Source organism: Burkholderia sp. Bp8994, assembly GCF_003853805.1.
Classification (GTDB): Bacteria; Pseudomonadota; Gammaproteobacteria; order Burkholderiales; family Burkholderiaceae; genus Burkholderia.
This window is the reverse complement of the sequence record NZ_QTQH01000017.1, coordinates 79,121-95,869: the sequence shown is the minus strand read 5'-3', so window position 1 is coordinate 95,869 and position 16,749 is coordinate 79,121. Positions and strand designations below refer to the sequence as shown.

Here is a 16,749-nt window from a genome sequence, read left to right as displayed (position 1 = left end):
CTCCCAAACGATATGAACACTCCCGCTCCTACCGGTTTCCGTTGCGGCATGATCGCGATCGTGGGCCGCCCGAACGTCGGCAAGTCGACGTTGATGAACGCACTCGTCGGCCAGAAGATCAGCATCACGTCGCGCAAGGCGCAAACCACGCGCCATCGCATCACCGGCATTAACACGTTCGACGACGCGCAATTCGTGTTCGTCGACACGCCGGGCTTCCAGACCCGTCACAGCACCGCGCTGAACCGCTCGCTGAACCGCGCGGTCACGTCGACGCTCACGTCGGTCGACGTGATCCTGTTCGTGATCGAGGCCGGCCGCTTCGGGCCCGACGACCAGAAGGTGCTCGACCTGATCCCGCCCGGCATGCCGACGCTGCTGATCGCGAACAAGATCGACCGCGTGAACGACAAGGCTACGCTGTTCCCGTTCATGCAGAAGGTGAGCGAGCTGCGCGAATTCACCGAGCTCGTGCCGCTGTCGGCGCAGAAGCCGGAAGACATCAAGCGCCTGCTGGACACGATCAAGCCGTACTTGCCGGAAGGCGAGCCGATCTACGGCGAGGACGAGCTGACCGACCGCAGCTCGCGCTTTCTCGCGGCCGAAATCCTGCGCGAGAAGGTGTTCCGCTGGACCGGCGACGAACTGCCGTACACGAGCACCGTCCTGATCGACAAATTCGAGGAGGAAGGGCGCCTGAAGCGCATCTTCGCGACGATCCTCGTCGAACGCGATTCGCACAAGGCGATGGTGATCGGCAAGAAGGGCGAGAAGCTCAAGCAGATCAGCACCGAGGCGCGGATGGACATGGAGAAGCTGTTCGACGGCCCCGTGTACCTCGAGACCTTCGTGAAGGTGAAGAGCGGCTGGGCCGACAACGAGGCGGGGCTGCGCGCCTATGGGTACGAATGACGCGCTGACGTCGACCGAAGATGCGGTGACCGCCGGCGCGAACGACGCGCCATTGCCGGCACCGCCCGAACCGCCGCGTCGCAAGGCGCGGCGCGCGACCTCTCGCACGTCCGATTTCCGCGTCGCCGAGCAGCCGGCGTTCGTGCTGCACAGCTATCCGTACCGGGAAACGAGCCTGATCATCGACGTGCTGACGCGCGATCACGGCCGGCTCGCGCTCGTCGCGAAGGGCGCGAAGCGCCCGCACTCCGCGCTGCGCGGCGTGCTGCAGACGTTCCAGCCGCTGCTGCTGTCCTGGTCGGGCAAATCCGAAGTGCGCACGCTGACGGGCGCCGAGTGGGTCGGCGGGATGCTGCCGCTCGGCGGCGACGGGCTGCTGTGCGGCTTCTACGCGAACGAGCTGCTCGTGAAATTCTGCGCGCGCGAGGATCCGCAGCCGCCGCTCTTCAATCATTACGTGCTGACCTTGACGCGTCTCGCGCACGGCGAGCCCGCGGTGCAGGTGCTGCGCTCGTTCGAGCGCGTGCTGCTGCGCGAGACCGGCTATGCGATGGCGCTGAACCGCACGGTCGCGCGCCGGGCGGTCGAGCCCGATCGCCGCTACGTGTTCGATCCCGAGCGCGGCGTGCGCAATGCGGACGACGACGTGCCGTCGCACTGGCCGGTGATTACCGGACAGACGTTGCTCGACATGGAGCAGGACGATTACCATCGAGCCCAGACGGTCGCGCAAAGCAAGACGCTGATGCGCTTCCTGCTGAACACCTATCTCGGCGGTACGCCGCTTGCCACGCGTCAGATCCTGATCGACCTGCAAAACCTATGAGCTTCTTCCTGACAACGCCCACCGTCATCGACCTCGGCGTGAACATCGACCACGTCGCGACGCTGCGCAACGCGCGCGGCACGGCCTATCCCGATCCGATCCGCGCGGCGCTCGCGGCCGAAGAGGCCGGTGCTGACGCGATCACGCTGCACCTGCGCGAGGACCGCCGCCACATCGTCGACGCCGACGTGCGCACGCTGCGCCCGCAGCTGAAGACGCGGATGAACCTCGAATGCGCGGTGACGGCCGAGATGCTCGACATCGCATGCGAAGTGCGTCCGCACGACGCGTGCCTCGTGCCCGAGAAGCGCGAGGAACTGACGACCGAAGGCGGTCTCGACGTCGCCGGCCGCTTCGAGGCCGTGCGTGCGGCATGCCGGCAGCTCGCCGACGCCGGCGTGCGCGTGTCGCTGTTCATCGATCCGGACGAAACGCAGATCCGCGCCGCGCACGAAGCCGGCGCGCCGGTGGTCGAGCTGCATACCGGCCGCTACGCCGATGCGCACGACGAAGCCGAGCAGCAGCGCGAATACGAACGCATCGTCGCGGGCGTGCAGGCCGGCGCGCAACTGGGCCTGAAGGTCAACGCCGGTCACGGACTGCATTACACGAACGTGCAGCAGATCGCCGCGATCGACGGCATCGTCGAGCTGAACATCGGCCACGCGATCGTCGCGCACGCGATCTTCGCGGGCTGGGACAACGCGGTGCGCGAGATGAAGGCGATCATGGTCGCCGCGCGTGTGGCCGCGCTGCACGGCGGCGCGCGCTGACGATGCATTGCGTGCGCGCGCGCTTCGCTCGTCACCCGGCGTCGTCCGTGCGTCACGGCGGGCGCTGACATGGCGATCTACGGCATCGGTACCGACATCGTCCAGGTGAGCCGCATCGCGGCCGTGCTCGAGCGCACGGGCGGCCGGTTTGCCGAGAAGGTGCTGGGCCCCGACGAACTGCGCGTGTTCCATGCGCGCCGCGCGCGCTCCGAGGCGCGCGGCATCGCGTTTCTCGCGACGCGCTTTTCCGCGAAGGAAGCGTTCTCGAAGGCGATCGGGCTCGGCATGCACTGGCCGATGACGTGGCGCGCGCTGCAGACCCTCAACCAGCGCAGCGGCGAGCCGTACGTCGTCGCGTCGGGTGAGCTGGCCGACTGGCTCGCCGCGCGCGGCATCACGGCGCGCGTGACGGTCAGCGACGAACGCGACTACGCGGTGTCGTTCGTGGTCGCCGAGACCGACGCAGCGCCGCCTGCACCCGCACCTGTTTCCCGAACCACTCCCTGACGGACTTTCCGATTCGATGAAAACGACTCCCGGCCCGGTCATGCTCGACGTCGTCGGCACGGCCCTGTCGCGCGACGATGCGCGGCGCCTTGCGCATCCGAACACCGGCGGCGTGATCCTGTTCGCGCGGCATTTCCAGAACCGTGCGCAGCTCACCGCGCTGACCGACTCGATCCGCGCGGTGCGCGAGGACATCCTGATCGCCGTCGATCACGAAGGCGGCCGCGTGCAGCGGTTCCGCACCGACGGCTTCACGGTGTTGCCGGCGATGCGCCGCCTCGGCGAACTGTGGGACCGCGACGTGCTGCTCGCGACGAAGGTCGCGACCGCGGTCGGCTACATCCTGGCGGCCGAGCTGCGCGCATGCGGCATCGACATGAGCTTCACGCCGGTGCTCGATCTCGACTACGGGCACTCGAAGGTGATCGGCGATCGTGCGTTCCATCGCGACCCGCGCGTCGTCACGCTGCTCGCGAAGAGCCTCAACCACGGGCTGTCGCTCGCGGGCATGGCGAACTGCGGCAAGCATTTCCCGGGGCACGGCTTCGCGGAAGCCGATTCGCACGTCGCGCTGCCGACCGACGACCGGCCGCTCGACGCGATCCTCAAGCAGGACGTTGCGCCGTACGACTGGCTCGGCCTGGCGCTGACCGCGGTGATTCCCGCACACGTGATCTACACGCAGGTCGACAAGCGGCCGGCCGGCTTCTCGCGCGTGTGGCTGCAGGACATCCTGCGCGGGCAGCTCGGCTTCACGGGCGCGATCTTCAGCGACGACCTGTCGATGGAGGCGGCACGCGAGGGCGGCACGCTCACGCAGGCGGCCGACGCGGCGCTCGCCGCTGGTTGCGACATGGTGCTCGTCTGCAACCAGCCGGATGCGGCCGAAGTCGTGCTGAACGGCCTGAAGGCGCAGGCGTCGGCCGAGTCGGTGCGGCGCATCAAGCGGATGCGGGCGCGCGGCAAGCCGCTCAAGTGGGACAAGCTGATCGCGCAGCCTGAGTATCTGCAGGCGCAGGCGCTGCTGAGCAGCGCACTGGCGTAAGCGGGAAGGGCGGTGCGAGGCCGCCTGTTCCGTTGCCGAAAGCAAAAAAGCCGCGCTTTTGCGCGGCTTTTTTGCTTTGACGGCGAAGCATGGGGCCACACGCCTTTGCGCAACTAACCGTCAGCTCCGGCCGGCGCCCCGAACAACGGCCGCCCGGTCAGTTGACCTTCATCCGCTGCAACTTGTTGTACAGCGTCTTGGGGCTGATGCCGAGCAGCGTCGCTGCGCGATGGCGCGTGCCGCCGACCGCGTCGAGCGTCGCGCGGATCAGCAGATCCTCGACGTCGGACAGCGGGGTGCCGACCTTGATCTGAACGCTGCTGCCGTTCAGCGCGGCGCCGGCCGCGAAGCTTGCTTCGCCCGCGCGCAGCGTTTCGATGAAATCGCCGGATGCGTCATAGGCGAAGCGCACGCGCTCCTGCAGTTCGCGCACGTTGCCGGGCCATTCGTAGGACACGCATTCGCGCACGAAGCCCGGCGCTGCGCGCTTATCGGTCGTGCTGCGGCCGGTGCCGCGCGCTTCGCGGTTGAGGTCGTCGATCAGCGCGTCCGCGATGGCGAGGACATCGCCGTCGCGTTCGCGCAGCGGCGGCATCGTGATCGACGCCGCATCGAGACGCAGCCACAGATCCTCGCGCAGCATGCCGTTCGCGACCGCCTCGCGGGCCGGGCGGCGCGTGGTCGCGATCAGCCGGAAGTCGCTCGCGATCGAGCTCGTGCCGCCGATCCGCATGAAGTTCTGCGAGTCGAGCGCATGCAGCAGCGCCTCCTGCAGCACGAGCGGCAGTGCGGTGATCTCGTCGAGGAACAGCGTGCCGCCGCCGGCCTGTTCGAACAGGCCCGACTCGCGCCGCTCGGCACCGTCGAACGCGCCGCGTTCATGGCCGAACAGCACGCTGTCGAGCGACGCGCCGTGGCGTCCGGCCTGGGCGATCGTGCGGCAGTCGAACGACACGAACGGCCCTTTGCGGCGCCGGCTCAGGTCGTGCAGCGTGCGCGCGGCCAGCTTCTTGCCGGTGCCGGCTTCGCCGGTGAACAGCACGGCCGTTTCGGTGCCCGCGTTGTGCTCGATCATGTCGTACACGTGCTGCATCGCCTCGCTGCGGCCGACCAGCGCGCCGAAGCGGCCGAGGTGGCGCAGCGACGCGCGCAGCGTCCGCACTTCGTCGATCAGTTCGTAGGGGCGCGGAATCCGGGCCAGCAGGCTGCGCAGGCGCGGAATGTTGATCGGTTTCAGCAGGTAGTCCCAGATGCCGTGACGCAGGCCTTCGATCGCGCTCTCGACCGTCGCGTTGCCCGTCAGCACGATCACCGGCAGCGAGCCGTTCGGTTGCTGCTGCGGCAGGTGCTGGAGCAGATCGAACCCGCTGCCGTCCGGCAGGTTCAGGTCGACCAGGACGACATCGGGAATCGAGCGGCCGAGCGCCGTGCGTGCCTCGGCGAGCGACGTGGCCGTGTCGACCGAGAAGCCGTCTGCGGCGAGCAGCGCGGTCAGGCCGGACAGACTGTTGGGATCGTCTTCGACAATCAGGGCGTGTGGCATGGTGGACGCGAGTCGAGTCAAGAGAGGCGGGCTGTCGGCCATCGAGCCGGCCGCAGCCGCATGTCAGATTAAAAACTGATTTTATGCCCCGCTGAACGCCTGACGTGCATTATTTCTTTCACGCTATAAAACAGTTACCGATGATACAAATTGAATACCTTTAATGCTGGATTTCGTGCTGTCCATGGTGCCCACGCCCGCTGCTGTTGACGCCAGACAAACAAAAAGCGCCCCGCAGGGCGCTTTGTTCGATCCGGAAATCGCAGGCGATTACGCGCGGCTGCGATATTCGTTCGTACGCGTATCGATTTCGATCTTGTCGCCGGTATTGCAGAACAGCGGCACTTGCAGTTCGAAGCCCGTTGCGAGCTTGGCGTTCTTCAGCACCTTGCCCGACGACGTGTCGCCCTTGACGGCCGGTTCCGTGTAGGTGATCTCGCGAACCAGGATCGTCGGCAGTTCGACCGAGATCGCCTTCTCGTTGTAGAACACGACTTCGCACGCCATGCCGTCTTCGAGGTAGTTCAGCGCTTCGCCCATCATTTCCGCTTCGACTTCGTACTGGTTGTAGTCGGCGTCCATGAACACGTACATCGGATCGGCGAAGTACGAGTACGTCACTTCCTTGCGGTCGAGCACGACGACGTCGAACTTGTCGTCAGCCTTGTAGACCGATTCCTGGCCTGCGTTCGTCAGCAGGTTCTTCATCTTCATCTTGACGACGGCGGAGTTGCGGCCCGACTTGTTGTATTCCGCCTTTGCGATGACCCATGCTTCGCTGCCGATCTGCACGACGTTGCCTACGCGGAGTTCCTGTGCGGTCTTCATAAAAACTGTCCTGATCCAATCAAATAAATAGGTGCCTGAGCGTTGCGCAACGGCTGACGGCGCAAGCGGCGGTGCGTTCCGGTAGGTGCCAAGAGCCCCAAACGCGAGCGCTTGCGTGGTCAGCCGTCGGATAACCGCTTATTTTAACTGAGATTTTACGTATTCCGCCAGCTTTCCGGCGAGATCGCCGACGCTCGCCAGCGCGTCGGCCCAGCACGCCGCGTTGGCATCCAGTGCGGCACGGTGTTGCAGCAAATCGGCCCAGTCGGGCGTGCCGGCGCCGTTCCATGCATGCCAGAAGCGCCCGAGTGCCGCGCGCGGTGCGTCGGCGAGGCCGGCCGACAGGTGCGCGAGCGCGGCGTCGAGCTTCGGCAGGTGCGCATCGTCGGCCTGCGGGTAGATGTGCCATACGAACGGCTTGCGCGCCCACTGCGCGCGGACGAACGAGTCCTCGCCGCGCACGAAGTTGACGTCGGCCACCCACAGGAGCGGGTCGTAGTCGGCCTGCGGGACGAACGCGAGCCCGTACGCGGTCAGATTGCCGCGGCTTGCGCGCGCGCCGGCGCCGAACGATTCGACCCCGAAGAAGCGGGCGACGGCCGGCGACACGCGGCCGGCGGGCACGAGCGCGACGACGGGCGACGCGCCGTCGCGCCACTGCGCGAGCAGTGCGTCGACGCCCGGATTCTCATACGCGAACAGGCTGACGACGGTCGTGCCCGGCGCCGGTGGCGCGTCGCCCGTCGCATGCCGCCACCAGGCGGTGCGCGCCGCCGCGTCGGCTTCGAAGGCGGTCCGGCGCGCGTCGAGGTCGCGTTCCTTCAGCACGCCGCCCGTGCCGGCCGACAGTCCCGGGAAGAAGAACGTCTTCAGCAGCGGATAGCGCGGATGCGGCGACGGCCGCAAATGGAAATCGGCGACCCAGTCCTCGGCGCTCAGGTATTCGAGATTGATCCACACCGGGCGGCGCGCGCGGCGCGCCATCGCGGCGAGATAGGCGCCGGGCAGCTCGCACGCGAAGGCCTCGATCACGACGTCGGCGATCTCCAGTGCGTCGCCGACTTCCGCATGCCAGTGCTCGATCACGATGCCGTCGAGCGTCTGCCGCCCGGCATCGGGATCGACCCCCGGCAGCAGCCGCGCGAACGTGCGCAGGTCGTCGATGAACAGGCGCACCTGCCAGCCGTGCTCGTGCGCGAGCTGGCGGGCGAGGCGCCAGCACACGCCGATGTCGCCGAAGTTGTCGATCACGGTGCAGAAGAGGTCGCACGCGATCGGTTCGTCGGGCGCGAGCGGCGCAGCGGAGGCAGGGGAGGCGGGGGCGGTGCGGGGCATCGAAGCGGACCGGTGAATGCTCTAAACTGGCGATTCTAATGGACCCGTTCCGCGCCACAAGGCACCCGAATCGCGCATGACATCCCCAGAAGCCGCCGACACCCCGTTCGAACCGAAGAAGATCCTCGTGCAACTGCCGCACATGCCGGGCGTCTACCGCTACTACGATGCGGCGGGCGCCGTGCTTTACGTCGGCAAGGCGCGCGACCTGAAGAAGCGCGTCTCGAGCTATTTCACGAAGACGCAGCTGTCGCCGCGCATCGCGATGATGGTCACGCGCATCGCGCGCATCGAGACGACCGTCACGCGCTCGGAGGCGGAAGCGCTGCTGCTCGAGAACAACCTGATCAAGGCGCTCGCGCCGCGCTACAACATCCTGTTTCGCGACGACAAGTCGTATCCGTACCTGAAGCTCACCGCGCACCGCTTTCCGCGCATGGCGTACTACCGCGGCTCGGTCGACAAGCAGAACCAGTATTTCGGGCCGTTCCCGAGCGCGTGGGCCGTGCGCGAGAGCATCCAGATCCTGCAGCGCGTATTCCAGTTGCGCACCTGCGAGGATTCGGTCTTCAACAATCGCACGCGGCCGTGCCTGCTGCATCAGATCGGGCGCTGCACGGCGCCGTGCGTCGGCGCGATTTCCGAGGACGACTACGCGATCGACGTGTCGAACGCCGCGCGCTTCCTGCTCGGCCGGCAATCGGAAGTGATGAAGGAACTCGAGCAAAAGATGCACGCGTTCGCGGCCGAGCTGAAGTTCGAGCAGGCAGCCGCCGTGCGCAACCAGATGAGCTCGCTCGCGACGGTGCTGCACCAGCAGGCGATCGAGGTCGGCAGCGACAGCGACGTCGACATCCTCGCGGTGGTCGCGCAGGGCGGACGCGTGTGCGTGAACCTGGCGATGGTGCGCGGCGGCCGGCATCTCGGCGACAAGGCCTATTTCCCGGCGCACGTCGAAAGTGCGCTGACGCTGGCCGAAGGCGGGCTCGGCGACGAGGCCGAGGGCGAGGGCGAGGGCGAGGCAGCGGAGGCTGCCGACGACACCGCTGCGGCGTTGCCCGAGCGGCCCGCGGAAGATGCTGCCGCCGCGCGTGACGCGGGCGCGTCGGTGGAGGCCGAGGTGCTCGATGCGTTCATCGCGCAGCACTATCTCGGCAATCGCGTGCCGCCCGTGCTGGTCGTGAGCCATGCGCCCGCGAGCCGCGACCTGCTCGAGCTGCTGTCCGAGCAGGCCGGTCACAAGGTCTCGCTGGTGCGGCAGCCGCAGGGGCAGCGGCGCGCGTGGCTGTCGATGGCCGAGCAGAACGCGCAGATCGCGCTCGCGCGGCTGCTGTCCGAGCAGGGTTCGCAGCAGGCGCGCACGCGCGCGCTCGCGGAAACGCTCGGCTTCGAAAGCGACGATCTCGCGACGCTGCGGATCGAATGTTTCGACATCAGCCATACGATGGGCGAGGCGACGCAGGCGTCGTGCGTCGTCTATCACCATCACAAGATGCAGTCGGGCGAGTACCGTCGCTACAACATCACCGGCATCACGCCGGGCGACGATTACGCGGCCATGCGGCAGGTGCTGACGCGCCGCTACGAGAAGATGGTCGAGCAGGCCGCGCAGGCGGCGGCCGCCGACGATGCGGCCGGCATCGACGGCGAATCGACGCGCCAGGCCGAGGCATCGAGCCTGCTGCCGAACATCGTGCTGATCGACGGCGGCAAGGGGCAGGTCGAGATCGCGCGCCAGGTGTTCACCGAGCTCGGGCTCGATACGTCGATGCTGGTCGGCGTCGCGAAGGGCGAGGGGCGCAAGGTCGGCCTCGAGACGCTCGTGTTCGCGGACGGCCGCACGCCGCTCGAACTCGGCAAGGAGAGCGCCGCGCTGATGCTCGTCGCGCAGATCCGCGACGAGGCGCACCGCTTCGCGATCACCGGGATGCGCGCGAAACGGGCGAAGGCGCGCCAGACCTCGCGGCTCGAGGAGCTCGAAGGGGTCGGTGCGAAACGCCGGCAGCGGCTGCTTGCGCGGTTCGGCGGGCTGCGCGGTGTCGTCGCGGCGAGCGTCGAGGAGCTGGCGAGCGTCGACGGCATCTCGCACGCGCTCGCCGAGCAGATCTACAAGCAGCTTCACTGATCCGGCCGTGCGACCGGCCGCGCCTGAGCGCGATCTCGCGTTCTTGTGGCAGGCCGGTCGACACGGCACAATTGCGAATCCTTTACTGACCCGCATGCCATGCCGTTCAATTTCCCGATTTTCCTGACGTGGGTACGGATCGTGCTGATCCCGCTCGTCGTCGGCGTGTTCTATCTGCCGGACACGGTGATGGGCGGCGCGCACCGCAACCTCGCGGCGGCGGCGATCTTCATCCTCGCCGCGCTGACCGACTGGTTCGACGGGTTTCTCGCCCGCAAGTGGAACCAGACGTCGTCGTTCGGCGCGTTCCTCGATCCGGTCGCGGACAAGCTGATGGTGACGGCCGCGCTGCTGATCCTCGTGCAGATTTCGCGGGTCGATGCGGCGATCGCGCTCGTGATCGTCGGCCGCGAGATCGCGATTTCGGCGCTGCGCGAATGGATGGCACAGATCGGTGCGTCGAAGAGCGTCGCGGTGAACCAGCTCGGCAAGTTCAAGACCGCGTGCCAGATGGTCGCGATTCCGATGCTGCTGTACTACGGCCCGCTGCCGCTCGGCATCGCGACGATCGACACGCGCGCGTGGGGCGAGTGGCTGATGTACCTCGCCGCGGTGCTGACGATCTGGTCGATGCTGTACTACATGAAGCTCGCATGGCCGCAGATTCGCGAGCGCGGCGGCGCGTGACCGGCCCCTGCACGGTCGTTTCCCAGTTTTTTGGAAAAAGGGCTGGAAAAGCCCTTGACACACGAATGTGCCTTCGACATAATCTCGCTTCTCCGCTGCACGACGAAGTAAGTGTGTGACGGGGAAGCAGTAGCGCAGCAATACGCGGGAGTAGCTCAGTTGGTAGAGCGCAACCTTGCCAAGGTTGAGGTCGCGAGTTCGAGACTCGTCTCCCGCTCCAGATTTTTTCTGGCAGCGTGTTGTACGGCAAAGCGCTGCAGATGCAGGACACATGCGGGAGTAGCTCAGTTGGTAGAGCGCAACCTTGCCAAGGTTGAGGTCGCGAGTTCGAGACTCGTCTCCCGCTCCAGATTTTTCTGGCAGCGTGTTGTAAGGCAAAGCGCTGCAGGTGCAGGACAATGCGGGAGTAGCTCAGTTGGTAGAGCGCAACCTTGCCAAGGTTGAGGTCGCGAGTTCGAGACTCGTCTCCCGCTCCAAGTCATGGGGAAGCCACGCTTCCCTTTTTATTTGATGGACTGTTGGTCCTCGAATAAAAAATCTGTCGCTTGCCTCAACGGCATCCGGACAGTCCGCTTTTGGCGCGATAGCAAAGCGGTTATGCAGCGGCCTGCAAAGCCGTTTAGGCCGGTTCGACTCCGGCTCGCGCCTCCAGCAAGAAAAGAAAAGCCCCGCTTCGGCGGGGCTTTTCTTTTTTCTGCGCTCGATCCGCCCGGCTACTCCGCCGGATACGTCAGCGTCACCCGCTCGCACTTCGACGTGCTCTTGCCGCCATAGTCGTAAATCGCGAGCAGATGCCGGCCCTTGCTGTTCAGGATCGGCAGCATGATCGTCCTGCGATTCGGATTGTTGCCGTCGGCCGGTTCGTCTAAAACCTGTTTGCGAATTTCCGATTCGAGATCCGACGGGGTGTCGATGCCGTTTTCCGGACCGCGGCAGCGGCCGCCCGCGTCATCATGAGCGTGCCAAACATTCGGCGATGCCGATCAGCCATCGACCGGCCGAGCCGGCGTGTCGAGCCTCAGCTGATAGAACGCCGCATCGAGCCAGCGGCCGAACTTGAAGCCCGCTTCGGTGATCGTGCCCGAGTGCACGAAGCCGAGGCGCGTGTGCAGCGCGACGCTGCCGCCGTTGGTCGCATCGATGCAGCCGACCAGCACATGCACTTCGGCTTCGCGCGCCCGCCGGATCAACTCGCGCAGCAGCAGCTCGCCGAGCCCGCGGCCGCGATGGTCGCGGTGGACGTACACGCTGTGTTCGACCGTGTACTTGAACGCGGGGAATGCGCGGAACGTGCCCCAGCTCGCGAAGCCGACCAGCGTGCCCGATTCATCCACCGCGCCGACGACCGGAAAACCGCCGGCGCGCTTCGTCGCGAACCACGTGACCATCGCTTCCGGCGGGCGCGGCCGGTAGTCGTACAGCGCGGTCGAATTCACGATCGCGTCGTTCAGGATGTCGAGGATGGCCGCGGCATGCTCGGCCTCGCTGCAATCGATCAGGCGCACGTCTTCGCGCGGTTTCGGGGAATTCATGCGGGCTCCTGCGCCTGTCGGCCTTGAACGGATGAAACACTCCGCGCGCCGGCGGCGGCGGGGACATCGCAGATCGCGACGACATAGCGCGCGACGTGCGACGACGGGTTGCTGAAAATCAGCGGCTGATCGACGCGCATGGCCAGACAGTCGCCTTCGTGAAGTTCGTGAAGCTGGTCGCCGTACGTGACGTCGACGCGCCCGTGGATGACCCATATTTGTTGATGCAGCGCGCTTTCGCGCCCGCCGGAGTCGTACGCGACGCGCGCGCCGGGCGGGAAATCGACTTCGACGAGCTGGATCGGCGACGGCCAGCCGGGTGGCGACAGGTTGCGCCGCACGTAACCGGACGCCGGATCGCGCCATTCCGCCTGCTGCGCGCGCCGCACCAGCGGTTGCGCGGGCGCGTCGTCGCGATCGCCGCCGAACAGCCCGGCCAGCGACACGCCGAGACCGGCCGCGAGCTTGTCGAGCACGACGGCCGTCGGGCTCGCCGACGCGCGCTCGATGAGCGAGATCATCGAACGGCTGACGCCGGAACGCGCGGCGAGCGCATCGAGCGTGTAGCCTCGTAGCGTGCGCAGCTCGCGCACGCGCCGGGCGATGCGTTCGTTGATGCCGGTGTCGTCGCCAGGGGCGTCGGTTGATTCTTTCATGATGGATTTATTTTCCAGCAAGTTGGAATTCGATGTCAACGGGATCCCGGATCGGCGATTCGCCGGCAGCCGGGCGCTTGCCGGGCGACCGGGGTGAGCGTAATATACGAAACGACTATATTTCGTTTAATTAGAGACATATGGGAATCATCAAGATATCCGAGCACATGCACGAACGGCTGCGCTCGACCAGTACCGCGCTGAGCCGTTCGATCAATGCACAGGCGGAGCACTGGCTGCGCGTCGGGATGCTGGCGGAACTCAACCCGTCGCTGTCCTACGGCGATATCTGCCGGCTGCTGATCGAGACCGAAGCGCGCGGCGGCGATGCCGGCCGCACGGAATCGGTCGTCGCCCACGGCATCGAGCAGGTGGCGTAATGGCGAGGCGCGAAATCCCGATCCGCGGTGCCGCGGAAATCGCCAAGTCGCGCGAGGCCGCGAAGCTCGCGTCCCAGGTGCTGACGATGATCACCGAACACGTGAAACCGGGCGTCACCACCGACGAGCTCGACGTGCGCTGCCGCGAATATATCGTCAACGTGCTCGGCGCGATCCCGGCGAACATCGGCTATCACGGTTATCCGAAAACCCTGTGCACGTCGGTCAATCACGTGGTCTGTCACGGCATTCCGTCGTCGCGGCCGATGCGCGACGGCGACATCGTGAATCTCGACATCGCGGTGATCAAGGACGGCTGGTTCGGCGACACGAGCCGCATGTACTTCGTCGGCGAGCCGGGCGAACTCGCGCGGCGCCTCGTCGCGACGACCTATGAGGCGATGCATGCGGGCATCCGCGCGGTGCGTCCCGGCGCGACGCTCGGCGACGTCGGCTATGCGATCCAGCAGGTCGCGCATCGTGAGGGATTCAGCGTGGTCCGCGAGTACTGCGGGCACGGGATCGGCGACGTGTACCACGACGAGCCGCAGGTGCTGCACTATGGTCGCCCGGGCACCGGCGTGCCGCTGCGGCCGGGGATGATCTTCACGATCGAGCCGATGCTGAATGCGGGCAAGCGCGATACGCGCGTGCTGGCGGACGGCTGGACGGTCGTCACGAAGGATCATTCGCTGTCCGCGCAGTGGGAGCACATGGTCGTCGTGACGGAGCAGGGCTTCGAGATCCTGTCGGACGACGTGAAGCCGCCGGCGTTCGCGGCGCTTTCCGGCACGCACGCGGCCTGACACGCGGCGCGCTGCGCGCCGCGACGCAACGAAAACGGGCCCCGCGTGAATGAGCGGGGCCCGTTTTCGTTGGCGGCCAAGCGGCGCGATCAGCAGGCTGCGGCCTCCGCAGCCGCCGCTGGCAGCGTCACGCGGCTCGACCGCGCGCCTTCTGCCACGCGTGTTCGACGAACACGCGGCACAGCGCTTCCATTCCGTTGCGGTCCTCGTCGTCGAAACGCGCGGCGACGGGGCTGTCGACGTCCCACACACCGATCAGCGTGCCGTCGGCAGCGACCAGCGGCACGACGATTTCCGATTCCGACGCGGCATCGCAGGCGATATGGCCGGGGAATGCATGCACGTCGCGCACGACCTGCGTCTCGCGGGTCTGCGCAGCCGTGCCGCACACGCCCTTGCCGAGCGCGATCCGCACGCACGCGGGCTTGCCCTGGAACGGCCCGACCACGAGTTCCGAACCGTCGAAGAAATAGAAGCCGGCCCAGTTCAGGCGGTCGAGCGAGTGATAGACGAGCGCGGAGAAGTTCGCGGCGTTCGCGGTCAGGTCGCGTTCCGATTCGACGAGCGCGCGTGCCTGCTCGACGAGCGTCGCATAGAGTTCGGCCTTGGAGGCGTGAGGGTCGGTGGACAGCGTGAACATGGCTGAAAGGCGAAAAGAGGTTGTGAACAGCGGGGTTGTGAAAACGGCGTGAAAAGCGCGATGCGCGTCCCGCAGTCTACGGCACGCGCGGCCGGTCTGCAGCGTCCGGTTCGCGACGCACACGCCGAACGCCGAACGCGGGGTGACCGCCGTGGCGATGCCGCTCAATCGGGCTCGAGTTCGGCGAACCGCTCGGCCAGGAAATCGAGCAGCGCGCGCACCGCGGGCAGCAGCCCGCGCCGCGACGCGAACACCGCATGCACGATCTCGCGGCGCGGCGCCCAGTCCGGCAGCACGGTCGCCAGTTCGCCGCGCGCGACTTCGTCGCGCACCATCATCGTCGGCAGCTGCACGACGCCGACCCCCGCGACGGCGGCCGCGCGCAGCGCGAGCATGCCGCCCGTGACGAGCCGCGGCTGATGGTGGATTTCCGCATGCGCGCCGTCGGGGCCGCGCAGCCGCCACACGTGCGTGGCCTGCGGCACGCCGTGATCGAGGCTTGGCAGGCGGGTCAGGTCGGCGGGGACGGCCGGCACGCCGCGCTCGCGCAGCAACGCGGGGCTCGCGACGAGGCACTGGCCGCGTTCGGCCAGCACGCGCAGCGCGAGGTCGCTGTCCTCGAGCGGCGGCGGGCGCACGCGGATCGCGACGTCGATCCCTTCGCCGACCACGTCGACGCGCCGGTTGGTCGCTTCCAGGTGAATCTCGACGCGCGGGCACGCGACCATGAACGCGGCGATCATCGTGCCGACCAGCGAATCGAGCAGCACGACCGGGCAACTGAGCCGCACGATGCCGCGCGGCTCCTCGTGCAGCAGCGCGATCGCCTCGTCGGCGGCGTCCGCCTCGACGAGCATCGCGCGACAATGCGCGTAGTAGGTCTGGCCGACGTCGGTGACGGTGAAACGGCGCGTCGAACGCTGGATCAGCCGCATCCCGAGCCGCGCCTCGAGCAGCGCGATGCGGCGGCTCAGCTTCGACTTCGGCATGTTCAGCGCGCGCCCGGCCGGCGCGAAGCCGCCGTGCTCGACCACCTGCACGAAGTAATAGAGATCGTTCAGATCCCGTTCGTTATCGTTCATGAAATAGAACGCTGAGTGCGATTTTGGCAGTCTACCGGATCGATCGTTCCACCTCTATATTCCTACTCAGGTTGCGAAACACGTGTTTCGCCGCAATTCGGAGAAGGCAAATGAAGAAGATCCAGGGTGTGTACAGTGCGCCGCGCGGTCATTGGGTCGGCGACGGTTTCCCGGTGCGTTCGATGTTCAGCTACCAGTCTCACGGGACGCACCTGAGCCCGTTCCTGCTGCTCGACTACGCGGGTCCCGCGAACTTCGAGCCGGCTTCGGCACCGCGCGGGGTGGGCCAGCACCCGCACCGCGGGTTCGAAACGGTGACGATCGTCTATGACGGCGAAGTCGCGCACCGCGACTCGACCGGTGCGGGCGGCGTGATCGGCCCGGGCGACGTGCAGTGGATGACGGCCGCGAGCGGGATCCTGCACGAGGAATTCCACTCGGAAGCGTTCACGAAGCGGGGCGGCCCGCTCGAGATGGTGCAGCTGTGGGTGAACCTGCCCGCCGCCGACAAGATGGGTGCGCCCGGCTATCAGACGATTCTGGACGCGGACATCCCGGTGGTCGAACTGCCGGACGGCGCAGGTCGCGCGCGGATCATCGCGGGCGAATTCGACGGCCGGCGCGGCCCGGCCCGCACGCACACGCCGATCGACGTGTGGGACGTGCGGCTCGCAGCCGGCGGCCGTGCGCGGTTCCCGATCGCCGAAGGGCGCACGCTCGCGGTGGTCGTGCTGAGCGGTACGCTGCTGGTGAACGGCGAGACGGTCGCCCGTGAAGCGCAGTTCGTGCAGTTGAGCCGCGACGGCCGCGACGTCGAGATCGAAGCGAACGGCGACGCCAAGCTGCTGATCCTGAGCGGCGAGCCGATCGATGAGCCGGTCGTCGGTTACGGCCCGTTCGTGATGAACTCGCAAGAGGAAATCCGGACCGCGATCGAGGATTTCAACAACGGCCGCTTCGGCCAGATGCCGGCATGACGGACAGGCCCCGCGCAATGCGGGGCCTTTTTTTCGCGCGCGGAAGGGCGGCACGCGTGCCGCGTGCGCTTCGAGGCATAATCGACGGTTGCCGC

At 67.0% G+C, this 16,749-nt stretch carries 17 protein-coding genes and 4 tRNA genes; 14 read left to right on the top strand and 7 right to left on the bottom strand.

Annotated elements, in window-relative coordinates:
• Positions 1-12 precede the first annotated feature (12 nt).
• From era to nagZ, 5 genes are all read left to right on the top strand, one after another.
• Positions 13-912 (top strand): GTPase Era, encoded by a 900-nt coding sequence (era, locus tag DIE04_RS19835; RefSeq protein ID WP_006476493.1) that lies wholly within the window; start codon positions 13-15, stop codon positions 910-912.
• Positions 899-1,738 carry a DNA repair protein RecO gene (gene recO / locus DIE04_RS19830; RefSeq protein ID WP_014897645.1) on the top strand — a complete coding sequence of 280 codons (840 nt, stop codon included), beginning with the start codon at positions 899-901 and terminating at the stop codon, positions 1,736-1,738. The genes era and recO overlap by 14 nt, the downstream gene beginning before the upstream one ends.
• Positions 1,735-2,511, top strand: coding sequence for a pyridoxine 5'-phosphate synthase (gene pdxJ, locus DIE04_RS19825; protein ID WP_124521374.1), 777 nt, complete (start codon positions 1,735-1,737; stop codon positions 2,509-2,511). The genes recO and pdxJ overlap by 4 nt, the downstream gene beginning before the upstream one ends.
• Positions 2,512-2,580: 69 nt before the next feature.
• Positions 2,581-3,018 (top strand): holo-ACP synthase, encoded by a 438-nt coding sequence (gene acpS / locus DIE04_RS19820; RefSeq protein ID WP_044844762.1) that lies wholly within the window; start codon positions 2,581-2,583, stop codon positions 3,016-3,018.
• 16 nt (positions 3,019-3,034) lie between these two features.
• The gene (gene nagZ, locus DIE04_RS19815) at positions 3,035-4,063 is read left to right on the top strand and encodes a beta-N-acetylhexosaminidase (RefSeq protein WP_124521372.1); all 1,029 of its coding nucleotides are present in this window, start codon (positions 3,035-3,037) and stop codon (positions 4,061-4,063) included.
• A 157-nt stretch (positions 4,064-4,220) separates the two neighbouring features.
• On the opposite strand, the gene DIE04_RS19810 is transcribed toward nagZ, so the two are convergent.
• The 3 genes from DIE04_RS19810 to earP all read right to left on the bottom strand — a co-directional run bounded on the left by DIE04_RS19810 (position 4,221) and on the right by earP (position 7,769).
• A complete protein-coding gene (locus DIE04_RS19810) occupies positions 4,221-5,606 on the bottom strand; it encodes a sigma-54 dependent transcriptional regulator (protein WP_044844760.1) in 1,386 nt (461 codons plus the stop codon).
• A gap of 270 nt (positions 5,607-5,876) precedes the next feature.
• Positions 5,877-6,434: an elongation factor P gene (efp, locus tag DIE04_RS19805; RefSeq protein WP_044844759.1), complete on the bottom strand. Its 558-nt coding sequence runs from the start codon at positions 6,432-6,434 to the stop codon at positions 5,877-5,879.
• 138 nt (positions 6,435-6,572) lie between these two features.
• On the bottom strand, positions 6,573-7,769 hold the full coding sequence (earP, locus tag DIE04_RS19800; RefSeq protein WP_124521370.1) for an elongation factor P maturation arginine rhamnosyltransferase EarP: 1,197 nt from the start codon (positions 7,767-7,769) through the stop codon (positions 6,573-6,575).
• 76 nt (positions 7,770-7,845) lie between these two features.
• Between earP and uvrC the strand changes: the two genes are divergently transcribed.
• The 6 genes from uvrC to DIE04_RS19770 all read left to right on the top strand — a co-directional run bounded on the left by uvrC (position 7,846) and on the right by DIE04_RS19770 (position 11,232).
• Positions 7,846-9,894 carry an excinuclease ABC subunit UvrC gene (uvrC, locus tag DIE04_RS19795; protein ID WP_124521368.1) on the top strand — a complete coding sequence of 683 codons (2,049 nt, stop codon included), beginning with the start codon at positions 7,846-7,848 and terminating at the stop codon, positions 9,892-9,894.
• A gap of 99 nt (positions 9,895-9,993) precedes the next feature.
• The gene (gene pgsA, locus DIE04_RS19790) at positions 9,994-10,581 is read left to right on the top strand and encodes a CDP-diacylglycerol--glycerol-3-phosphate 3-phosphatidyltransferase (protein WP_124487447.1); all 588 of its coding nucleotides are present in this window, start codon (positions 9,994-9,996) and stop codon (positions 10,579-10,581) included.
• A 144-nt stretch (positions 10,582-10,725) separates the two neighbouring features.
• Positions 10,726-10,801: transfer RNA gene (locus tag DIE04_RS19785), tRNA-Gly, on the top strand.
• 53 nt (positions 10,802-10,854) lie between these two features.
• Positions 10,855-10,930 (top strand) — tRNA-Gly (locus tag DIE04_RS19780).
• A gap of 51 nt (positions 10,931-10,981) precedes the next feature.
• Positions 10,982-11,057: transfer RNA gene (locus tag DIE04_RS19775), tRNA-Gly, on the top strand.
• Positions 11,058-11,158: 101 nt separating this feature from the next.
• Positions 11,159-11,232: transfer RNA gene (locus tag DIE04_RS19770), tRNA-Cys, on the top strand.
• Between the two features lie 332 nt (positions 11,233-11,564).
• Here the strand turns inward: DIE04_RS19770 and DIE04_RS19760 are convergent.
• Both DIE04_RS19760 and DIE04_RS19755 read right to left on the bottom strand, forming a co-directional pair.
• Positions 11,565-12,113, bottom strand: a complete 549-nt coding sequence (locus DIE04_RS19760; protein WP_044844756.1) for a GNAT family N-acetyltransferase — start codon at positions 12,111-12,113, stop codon at positions 11,565-11,567.
• Entirely contained in the window at positions 12,110-12,769 is a 660-nt protein-coding gene (locus DIE04_RS19755) for a helix-turn-helix domain-containing protein (RefSeq protein ID WP_124521366.1), read from the bottom strand. Before DIE04_RS19755 ends, DIE04_RS19760 begins: the two co-directional genes overlap by 4 nt.
• Positions 12,770-12,909: 140 nt before the next feature.
• On the opposite strand from DIE04_RS19755, the gene DIE04_RS19750 reads away from it, so the two are divergent.
• Positions 12,910-13,149, top strand: coding sequence for a ParD-like family protein (locus DIE04_RS19750; protein ID WP_124521364.1), 240 nt, complete (start codon positions 12,910-12,912; stop codon positions 13,147-13,149).
• Positions 13,149-13,955: a type I methionyl aminopeptidase gene (map, locus tag DIE04_RS19745; protein ID WP_124521362.1), complete on the top strand. Its 807-nt coding sequence runs from the start codon at positions 13,149-13,151 to the stop codon at positions 13,953-13,955. The genes DIE04_RS19750 and map overlap by 1 nt, the downstream gene beginning before the upstream one ends.
• 127 nt (positions 13,956-14,082) lie before the next feature.
• Here the strand turns inward: map and DIE04_RS19740 are convergent, their stop codons facing one another.
• Both DIE04_RS19740 and DIE04_RS19735 read right to left on the bottom strand, forming a co-directional pair.
• Positions 14,083-14,595 carry a GAF domain-containing protein gene (locus DIE04_RS19740; protein ID WP_124487423.1) on the bottom strand — a complete coding sequence of 171 codons (513 nt, stop codon included), beginning with the start codon at positions 14,593-14,595 and terminating at the stop codon, positions 14,083-14,085.
• 164 nt (positions 14,596-14,759) lie between these two features.
• Positions 14,760-15,677 (bottom strand): LysR family transcriptional regulator, encoded by a 918-nt coding sequence (locus tag DIE04_RS19735; protein ID WP_124521360.1) that lies wholly within the window; start codon positions 15,675-15,677, stop codon positions 14,760-14,762.
• Positions 15,678-15,787: 110 nt separating this feature from the next.
• Between DIE04_RS19735 and DIE04_RS19730 the strand changes: the two genes are divergently transcribed.
• The gene (locus DIE04_RS19730) at positions 15,788-16,654 is read left to right on the top strand and encodes a pirin family protein (protein ID WP_124521359.1); all 867 of its coding nucleotides are present in this window, start codon (positions 15,788-15,790) and stop codon (positions 16,652-16,654) included.
• The last annotated feature ends 95 nt before the right edge of the window (positions 16,655-16,749 follow it).

Bases quoted from the DNA above. Each gene is read 5' to 3' on its own strand.
- efp (WP_044844759.1), bottom strand. From the start codon at position 6,434: ATGAAGACCGCACAGGAACTCCGCGTAGGCAACGTCGTGCAGATCGGC.
- DIE04_RS19810 (WP_044844760.1), bottom strand. From the start codon at position 5,606: ATGCCACACGCCCTGATTGTCGAAGACGATCCCAACAGTCTGTCCGGC.
- DIE04_RS19750 (WP_124521364.1), top strand. From the start codon at position 12,910: ATGGGAATCATCAAGATATCCGAGCACATGCACGAACGGCTGCGCTCG.
- DIE04_RS19730 (WP_124521359.1), top strand. From the start codon at position 15,788: ATGAAGAAGATCCAGGGTGTGTACAGTGCGCCGCGCGGTCATTGGGTC.
- map (WP_124521362.1), top strand. From the start codon at position 13,149: ATGGCGAGGCGCGAAATCCCGATCCGCGGTGCCGCGGAAATCGCCAAG.
- DIE04_RS19735 (WP_124521360.1), bottom strand. From the start codon at position 15,677: ATGAACGATAACGAACGGGATCTGAACGATCTCTATTACTTCGTGCAG.
- earP (WP_124521370.1), bottom strand. From the start codon at position 7,769: ATGCCCCGCACCGCCCCCGCCTCCCCTGCCTCCGCTGCGCCGCTCGCG.
- DIE04_RS19755 (WP_124521366.1), bottom strand. From the start codon at position 12,769: ATGAAAGAATCAACCGACGCCCCTGGCGACGACACCGGCATCAACGAA.
- era (WP_006476493.1), top strand. From the start codon at position 13: ATGAACACTCCCGCTCCTACCGGTTTCCGTTGCGGCATGATCGCGATC.
- nagZ (WP_124521372.1), top strand. From the start codon at position 3,035: ATGAAAACGACTCCCGGCCCGGTCATGCTCGACGTCGTCGGCACGGCC.
- acpS (WP_044844762.1), top strand. From the start codon at position 2,581: ATGGCGATCTACGGCATCGGTACCGACATCGTCCAGGTGAGCCGCATC.
- DIE04_RS19760 (WP_044844756.1), bottom strand. From the start codon at position 12,113: ATGAATTCCCCGAAACCGCGCGAAGACGTGCGCCTGATCGATTGCAGC.
- pdxJ (WP_124521374.1), top strand. From the start codon at position 1,735: ATGAGCTTCTTCCTGACAACGCCCACCGTCATCGACCTCGGCGTGAAC.
- DIE04_RS19740 (WP_124487423.1), bottom strand. From the start codon at position 14,595: ATGTTCACGCTGTCCACCGACCCTCACGCCTCCAAGGCCGAACTCTAT.
- pgsA (WP_124487447.1), top strand. From the start codon at position 9,994: ATGCCGTTCAATTTCCCGATTTTCCTGACGTGGGTACGGATCGTGCTG.
- uvrC (WP_124521368.1), top strand. From the start codon at position 7,846: ATGACATCCCCAGAAGCCGCCGACACCCCGTTCGAACCGAAGAAGATC.
- recO (WP_014897645.1), top strand. From the start codon at position 899: ATGGGTACGAATGACGCGCTGACGTCGACCGAAGATGCGGTGACCGCC.